Here is an 8,215-nt window from a genome sequence, read left to right as displayed (position 1 = left end):
TGACCCATCCCCTGCAGTTCAAAAGCGCCTAAATTGCGGTTGGTAAGAACGGGATTATGGGCGTAATTTTCAAATTTACCTTCGGGCGAGCGGGCGCGCGCGTAGGTGACCATATGGCCGTATTCCGTGCCGCCTTCGGCCGCCACCAGATAATACCAGTCGTTGATTTTATACATGTGCGGCGCTTCCAGATACCTGCCGCCTGTGCCCTGCCAAATACATTTGCTCGGGGTAAGTTTTTGGCCGGTTTTGATATCAATTTGGCATTGGATTATCCCGCTTTTGCCCTCGTCGTCTTGCCCCGTGCTCAAAAAATAAACCTTGCCGTCGTCAAACATAAGCGACGGGTCAATCCCGCCTTGATCGACAAAAATGGGCTCGGACCATTCCGAATAAATATCGTCCGTCCAGACATAAAAATTTTGCTGCGCGCTGGCGTTGGTGGTGGTCATATAAAAACGCCCCTCATTATAACGGATAGTGGGCGCGAACACCCCGCCCGAGCTGTCAATCTTGTTCAACATAATTTGGCTTTTGCGAGTAAGGCAATGCCCTATTTGTTTCCAATTGACAAGGTCCCCGCTCTCAAACAAAGGCACGGCGGGAAAATATTGAAACGAGCTACACACAAGATAATACTTATCGCCCGCCCTGCATACGCTTGGGTCGGGATAAAAACCTTTGATTACAGGATTATGGTATCTCATCTTTTTCTCCTTTATGATTTTTTTTGCGGTTTTTGTTTTTGGGTTATTATTGTTTTGTTTTTTAGGTTTTGGCTTATATTTTTTGTTTTTATAGTCCTTTATTTTTTATTTAAACTAAAAACTTTTAATACCAAAAAATTCATATATTTATTCCAAAATATATTTAATTTAATAATCCCAAATGTATTTTATTAAAAATCTAAATAAGTTATTTGTTTGATTATGGATAAAAAAACATACCACCAAATAGCTTACAACCCAAAACCAAACAATTCAACGAAAAAATATCACATCCTTGCGCCATTAATTGCGTATTAAAATAAAAACCCGACGCCAATATTGCATCGGGTTGTTGTCTTTGGTGGAGATGATCGGGATCGAACCGACTACCTCTTGAATGCCATTCAAGCGCTCTGCCAATTGAGCTACATCCCCGCAATAAAATATTTTAGCATACATATATTATCATATTTAAAATGTATTGCCATAATTTTTAGGTTGGTTATTTAAGCCATTTTTAATTTATCTGTTTTTCATTGAATCTATTATCGCCCCGATAATAAGCCCGACACCTGTCCCAATCCCCGCCCAAAAGATTGATTGCCGCAAGGCTAAAGCGATGATTATCCCAATCGCCGCGCCAAAAACTAGACCTAAGCCTGTAAATAAAAATTTTGGGCTGCCGCGTTTTTCGTCCATATGTATAACGCTCTCTTTATCTTTTGTTTTTAAAATATTTTTTAGTATACTATGTTTTTAAATGGCTGTCAAATTTTTCGCTATAACCAATCTTGCTTTTGGGCAAAGCGGGGCAAATACATCACCTAGCCGAAAGCGTCAAATTTTTTATTATAACGCACCTTGCCTTTGGTGCTAATATATGCCGCGGCAAAAGATTTTTATAATTAAAGCCTAAAAAAAGGTCGCCTTTAAAAAGCGCAAAAATTATTTAAATATATCTTGTCTATTCTCCAAAAAATTGGCAAAAATTAACAAAGATAATTTACATTTGTGTTACAGTTTTGGAATTTGACATTTTTTGGCATTTTTTAGGTTGCTATTGTTCTAGGCTAATAATTATAATTGTTAAAACCTAAAAAATAAAAAGGAGATTGTTATGAGTTTTATAATTTCCACCGATTCTTGCTGCGACGCTTTCAAGGGGGATCTCGCCCAAAAAAATGTCTATTATATTCCTATGGCTTATATCATTGACGAAGTTGAGTATAGGGACACTTACGATTCAGAGGCCGAATACAAAGCCTTTTACGACAAGCTGCGCGCGGGCAAGATGTCCACGACCACGCAGCTTAATGTGACCGAAACGGCCGAATATTTTGAGGACCTTTTGACCAAAGGCCAAGGCGATATAATACACATTACGCTGTCCAGCGGCCTTTCCACCACCTGCGAAAACGCCAAAACCGCCGCAAAAGAAGTTATGGAAAAACACAAAGACCGCAATATTTATATCATTGACTCAAAAGGCGCGACATTGGGCCAAATGCTGCTTGTTGACGCGGCGGTCCAGTTAAGGGAAACGGGCAAGGGCGCGCAAGAGGCCGCGGATTACCTTAACGGGCTTGTGGAAAGGGTTCAGCACTTTGTGACCATAAAAAACCTGTTCCACCTAAGGCGCGGGGGAAGATTGTCTTCCACTTCGGCTTTGGTCGGCTCTATTTTGGGCATAAGGCCGCTAATAGCCGTCAACCATATGGGCGAGCTTGTCGTCATAGGAAAAGAGCGCGGCCAAAACAAAGCCTTGGACGCCTTGGTAAACCGTTATGTTAACGACAAAGCGCCAAACGCCACGATAGTTTATATCGCCCATGCCGATGATTTGGCAACGGCGCAAGAGCTCAAGGCCAAATTAGCCCAAGCGGGCGCGACCGATATCCGCATAGGCTATATCGGCCCTATAATCGGCTCGCACACCGGCCCGGGCGCCGTGGCGATAATGTTTGAGGGTAGAAAGCGCATAGTAAAAGAAAAGAAATAAAAAATTTAATCGCTGGCGATGGTGCAAAAAATAGTCAAAATAAATACAAACCTTATCTAACAGGCTGGCGATAATTGCAGAATAAAAGAGTTGTCAAAAAACAAAAACGCAAACGCCTAGCAGCCGCTGGCTATGCTCATGCGATAAAAAGATAGTTAAAGAAAAAATAATACTAACGATTATAACCGCCGGCTATTGCTGTATAATGGCAAAACGCAAGCGCCTATATTATCGCGGCGGTGGTTGCTGTAATGGATAGATATCCAAAGCAAAAAAAAGCGCTCTTAAACTTTTAAGGGCGCTTTATTTATATTCTTTGATAGCGCGGCGGGCTTCCAGTTCTTGGGTTTTGCGCTTTAGGGTTTCGCGCTTGTCATACAGCTTCTTGCCTTGGCAAAGCCCAAGCTCAACCTTTACAAGACTGCCCTTAAAATAAACCTTAAGCGGTATGAGCGTCAGCCCTTTTTCGTTGACTTTGCCTATTAGCTTGCTGATCTCCGAACGGTTTAACAAAAGCTTGCGGTCTCGGCGCGCCTCGCTGTTAAAGTAAGTCGCCTTTTGATAAGGCGTTATATGACAATTGCGCAAAAACACTTCGCCGCCTATTATTACGGCAAAGCTGTCTTTTAGGTTAATCGCGCCCTGTCTTATGGATTTGACCTCGTCGCCGTTTAAGACAATGCCGGCCTCGTAAGCGTCAAGAACAAAATATTCAAACCTTGCCTTTTTGTTTTCGGCTATAACCTTAATACCATTCATATCCCCGATAAATCCCGTTTTTTTGATTTTTTTACGCCGGCGCAAACTCAACTTTTCTGTTGTCCAGGTCCGCGCCGATCACTATGACTTCCATTTTGTCGCCAAGGCGATAGACCATCTTTTTGCCTACAAGCGCGAAGTTAGCTTGGTCATAATGATAATAATCTTTGGGCAAATTTTCAAGCCTTACAAGCCCTTCGCAGGTATTGGGCAGTTCCACAAAAACTCCAAACTCTGTAACGCCGCTTATAATGCCCTCGTATTTCTCGCCCAAGCGCTCGCTCATAAATTGGGTTTTTAACAAGTCCTCTACGTCCCTTTCGGCGTTTTCCGCCACCATCTCCCTTTCGCTGGATAGGGAACTCGCGTCAATTACAAATTTCTCATATTTTCTCATATTTTTCAAGCCGTTGTTGAGAAAGTCTTTTATTATCCTGTGTATCGCCAAATCGGGATAGCGGCGTATGGGCGCGGTAAAATGGCAATAATGCTTGCTCGCCAAGCCAAAATGCCCGAGGTTTTGCTCGCAGTATCTAGCCTTTTGCATTGAGCGCAAAACCACCTTGTTGATTATATTATAAATAGACTTGTCTTCGGCTTGCGCCAAAATTTGCTGGACGGTCTTTGGATACAGCGCGCTGTTTTTGTTTAGTTTTATTTTTAGGCCCGCGCCTTGCGCAAAGGCGAGCATCGCCGCGGTTTTTTCTTCGGTGGGATTTTCGTGCACCCTAAAAACAAAAGGTATGTCGGCGTGGTAAAATGTCTCAGCGATTGCTTCATTGGCGGCAAGCATAAATTCCTCTATTATCCTGTGGCTTACTCCGCGCGGGTAAGGCATAACATCTATTACCTTGCCCCTTGAATCCAAAACGATTTTGCTCTCGGGTATCTCAAAGTCAATAGAGCCTCTTTCGCGGCGTTTTTGGTTAAGGATATACATCAGCTCTTCCATATCCTTCAGCATAGGATAATATTCCAGATATTTTGGATCTAAATTTTTATCGCCCGCAAGCAGCCTGTTGACCTTTTCGTAAGTCATTCGGGCTTTATTGATTATTACGCTTGGATGAATCTCAGAGTCTAAAACTTTGCCTTGGGGGTCAAACTCAATAAGAACGGACAATGTAAGCCTTTCTTGCCCCTCGTCCAAAGAACAAATGCCGTTGCTCAAGTCCTTGGGCAGCATGGGCAGCACCCTGTCGGCAAAATAAACGCTTGTGCCGCGTTTTAAGGCTTCTTTGTCAAGCGGCGAATTGGGCTTGACATAATGCGACACATCGGCAATATGCACGCCCAGCAAAAAATGCCCTTTTTTATCCTTGTATAAACTTACCGCGTCGTCCAAGTCTTTGGCGTCCTCGCCGTCTATGGTAATGGTTTTCCAGTCCCTGTAATCTTGTCTTTGCGCCAAATCTTTTTGGGTAATAGGAATACTGACTTTGCGCGCGTTTTCCAAAACATTTTGGTCAAACTCTTCATAAAGGTCGTAAGAACGGATAATAGACAAAATATCTATGCCCTTTTGCCCAAGATCCCCCAAAACCTCTATAATCTTGCCTTCGGGATTTTTGGAATTTTCGGGATAGCCCGTGATTTGGACGACCACCTTTTGCCCGTTTTTGGCGCCGTTGAAGCTGTCGGCGGGTATGAAAATATCATAATAAAAATTATGGTCGTCGGGCGTCACAAAGCCGTAGTTTTTGTTTTGCCTGGCGTAAAACCGCCCGACCGTTCTTTTTACGCCACGTTCCAAAATAGTCAAAACCTCGCCTTCTAGGGACTGGCCTTGGGCTTTTTGCTTGTTGACCTTGACCATAACGGTATCGCCGTGCGCTGCCCTGTTCATGGCCTTAGGCGGGATAAACACATCCTCGCCCAGCTCAGAGCTTACAAAAAAACCAAAACCGCGGGCGTTGCCTTGGATCTTGCCCTTATACGCGTTTATCTTTTGGGGCAAAAAATACTTGCGGATCTTTTTGCTGTCTTGTGCTACAAGCTTGCCCTCTTTGGCGAGTTCGTCTAATGCCTGTCCCATGTGCTTTGTCTCAAAAGCGCTTTTTGCGCCAAGTTTTTTCAACAACGCGTTTTTGGTCAAGCCCGACAACCCTTGGGTTGTAATTATCTCATAAACTTTGTCTTTAAAATTAAGCATATTTTGTCACCATTTAGGTTTTTATTATATATTATGCGTATATTCATTCTAAAACATTTAAAAAAATAGGGCAGCCTTACAAAAAGCCGCCCTTTATTAGCCTTTTTGTATTATTTCATTATCCCGCATAAATCGCCATTGTAATGAAGAAAACCGCCGCGTTAATAACCAGCAAAGCGGCCGTTATTATGGTCAACCTTTTCATCCTGCCTTCCAAGGTTTGTCCCTTGTGCTTCCCAAAGAACGTGTCCTGACCGCCTGAGATCGCGCCCAAGCCCTCTGTGCTGCCGGGCTGGAACAACACGACAATAATCAAAAATATCGCCAGCAAAACTTCTAGCGCCATAAGCGCCATTCTTATATAAGGAAAACTGTTTGAAACCCACTCAGGCACAGTCTGCAAAAATAAAGACAAACTAAGTTTCCTCCATTAACATTTTTTAGCTTAATGATTATAACATAATCCAGCCAATTACACAAGCGCTTTGATTTAAAATAACGGCTTGCCTTCCATTTCTTGCGGGATTTCCTCGTCCAATAATTTCAGCAAAGTCGGGGCAAGGTCGCATAACTTGCCCCCGTCCCTTAGCTTGATATTTTTTCTGCTATCGTCAACCAATATGCAAGGCACGGGATTGGTGGTATGCGCAGTGCAAGGCGAGCCGTCGTCATAGCAAAGCTGTTCGGCGTTGCCGTGATCGGCTGTGACTATAACCGCCCCGCCGATAACGGTAATGAGTTTTGCCAGCTGCCCCACGCAATCGTCAACAGCCGCCACCGCTTTTATGGTCGCGGCGAGATTGCCCGAATGCCCCACCATATCGCAATTGGCGAAATTCAAGATCATAACGTCTATTTCTTTGGATTTAATCTGCCTGATCGCCTCGGCCGTAACCTCGTAAGCCGACATCTTGGGCTTTAAGTCGTAAGTGGCGACCTTGGGCGAATTAATCAAGATCCTGCGCTCGTTTTTGTTGGGCTTTTCCACGCCGCCATTAAAGAAAAAAGTCACATGCGCGTATTTTTCGGTTTCGGCGATTCTAAGCTGCGTATAGCCCAAACCCGCCAAATACTCGCCCAAAGTGTTTTTTAGTTCTTTGGGTTCAAAAGCGGTATGAAGGCCCGTAAAAGTCGCGTCGTATTGGGTCATCTGAACAAAATACACCGGCAAATAACCTTTTGCCCTTTCAAACTTGTCAAAATCTTGGTATAGAAAAGCGCGCGTGCCCTCTCGTGCGCGGTCGGCCCTAAAGTTGAAAAATATTACGCTATCCTTGGCGTCCACTTGACCGTCATAACGGCCTTGTTCGTCCACAACGGCAAAGGGCACGATAAACTCGTCGGTTACGCCTTGGGCGTATGATTCTTCTATGGCTTTAACGGGGTCTAGGGCGGTCTTGCCTTTGCCGGCCGTTATGCTATTAAAGCCCTTTTCAACCCTGTCCCAGCGGTTATCCCTGTCCATAAAATAATACCTGCCGCACACGCTCGCGACTTTGCCTATCCCTAACTCTTTTAGTTTTTGCTGAGTTTGGGCGACAAAGCCCGCGCCGCTAGTGGGGGAAACATCGCGCCCGTCCATCAAGGCGTGGACATAAACATTTTTGATATTGTTTTTTGCCGCCATGTCCAACAGCGCGAATAGATGGTTGATATGGCTATGCACTCCGCCGTCCGATAACAAGCCTATCAAATGCAATTTGGAATTATTATCCTTTGCGTTTTGCATAGCGCCCTTTAGCGCGGGGTTTTCAAAAAATTCGCCGTTGGTAATCGCTTTGTCTATTCTGGTTATGTCTTGATAGACAACCCTGCCCGCGCCGATGTTCAGGTGTCCCACTTCGCTGTTGCCCATCTGCCCATGGGGCAAGCCCACGTCAAGCCCGCTCGCGCCCAGCAATGTAAAAGGGTATTGTTCTTTTAGCCTGTTTAGGTTGGGCGTGCCCTGAATGGCGACCGCATTGCATTCTGCGGATTCCCTAAAGCCCATTCCGTCCATTATAATCATAGCAACAAATCTTTTTTTCATAAGTGTCCTTTAAAAAACAGTCTAATCAAAATTTTTGAAGGTCGGCGGCTTTTACTATCAGGCTAAAGTCCTTGGCCTTTAGGCTCGCGCCGCCTATCAAACCGCCGTCTATTTGGGGCATCGCCATAAGCCCTTGCGCGTTTTTTGAATTCATGCTCCCGCCATATTGTATTCTAATCTTTTGGGCCGTGTCACGTGAATAAATCACGCTCAGCATTTCCCTTTTTTTACCTATGGTCTCGTCCGCGTCCTTCTCGGTTGCAGTCCTGCCCGTGCCTATCGCCCACACGGGCTCGTAGGCTATCACTATCTTTTGGGCGTCTTCTTCCGATACATCTTGAAGCCCGATTGTCAATTGACGGCGGTTGACCTCGTCGGTCTGCCCGCTTAATCTTTGCTGTTCGGTCTCGCCTACGCACATAATGGGAATAAGCCCGCTCTTAAGCGCCTGAATGACCCTTTTGTTTACCGTCTGGTCGGTCTCGCCAAAATATTGACGCCTTTCGCTGTGGCCGATAATCACATATTTTACGCCAAGCTCCAAAAGCATAGGCGCGCTTACCTCGCCC

8 protein-coding genes and 1 tRNA gene are annotated in these 8,215 nt (G+C 44.7%); 1 reads left to right on the top strand and 8 read right to left on the bottom strand.

Annotation, left to right across the window (positions count from 1 at the left end):
* From GX756_00070 to GX756_00060, 3 genes are all read right to left on the bottom strand, one after another.
* A partial coding sequence (locus GX756_00070; protein ID NLC16269.1) for a glycoside hydrolase family 43 protein occupies nt 1-707 on the bottom strand: 707 nt, incomplete at its 3' end.
* A 359-nt stretch (nt 708-1,066) separates the two neighbouring features.
* Nucleotides 1,067-1,142 (bottom strand) — tRNA-Ala (locus tag GX756_00065).
* Between the two features lie 87 nt (nt 1,143-1,229).
* Nucleotides 1,230-1,406: a hypothetical protein gene (locus tag GX756_00060; GenBank protein ID NLC16268.1), complete on the bottom strand. Its 177-nt coding sequence runs from the start codon at nt 1,404-1,406 to the stop codon at nt 1,230-1,232.
* 418 nt (nt 1,407-1,824) lie between these two features.
* Between GX756_00060 and GX756_00055 the strand changes: the two genes are divergently transcribed.
* Nucleotides 1,825-2,706, top strand: coding sequence for a DegV family protein (locus tag GX756_00055; GenBank protein NLC16267.1), 882 nt, complete (start codon nt 1,825-1,827; stop codon nt 2,704-2,706).
* Between the two features lie 303 nt (nt 2,707-3,009).
* Here GX756_00055 and smpB read toward each other — a convergent pair whose 3' ends face one another.
* The 5 genes from smpB to GX756_00030 form a co-directional block, all read right to left on the bottom strand.
* Complete coding sequence (gene smpB / locus GX756_00050) at nt 3,010-3,465, bottom strand: SsrA-binding protein SmpB (GenBank protein NLC16266.1); 456 nt, start codon at nt 3,463-3,465, stop codon at nt 3,010-3,012.
* 31 nt (nt 3,466-3,496) lie between these two features.
* Nucleotides 3,497-5,617: a ribonuclease R gene (gene rnr / locus GX756_00045; protein NLC16265.1), complete on the bottom strand. Its 2,121-nt coding sequence runs from the start codon at nt 5,615-5,617 to the stop codon at nt 3,497-3,499.
* A 118-nt stretch (nt 5,618-5,735) separates the two neighbouring features.
* Nucleotides 5,736-5,972, bottom strand: coding sequence for a preprotein translocase subunit SecG (gene secG, locus GX756_00040; GenBank protein ID NLC16264.1), 237 nt, complete (start codon nt 5,970-5,972; stop codon nt 5,736-5,738).
* Nucleotides 5,973-6,107: 135 nt separating this feature from the next.
* Nucleotides 6,108-7,646: a 2,3-bisphosphoglycerate-independent phosphoglycerate mutase gene (locus tag GX756_00035; protein NLC16263.1), complete on the bottom strand. Its 1,539-nt coding sequence runs from the start codon at nt 7,644-7,646 to the stop codon at nt 6,108-6,110.
* 25 nt (nt 7,647-7,671) lie between these two features.
* The coding region (locus GX756_00030) for a triose-phosphate isomerase (GenBank protein NLC16262.1) at nt 7,672-8,215 on the bottom strand (544 nt) is incomplete at its 5' end.

This window comes from Clostridiales bacterium, from assembly GCA_012512255.1.
Lineage (GTDB): Bacteria > Bacillota > Clostridia > Christensenellales > DUVY01 > DUVY01.
Note: the sequence above shows the minus strand (reverse complement) of the source record. Positions and strands in the feature narration are given on the sequence as shown.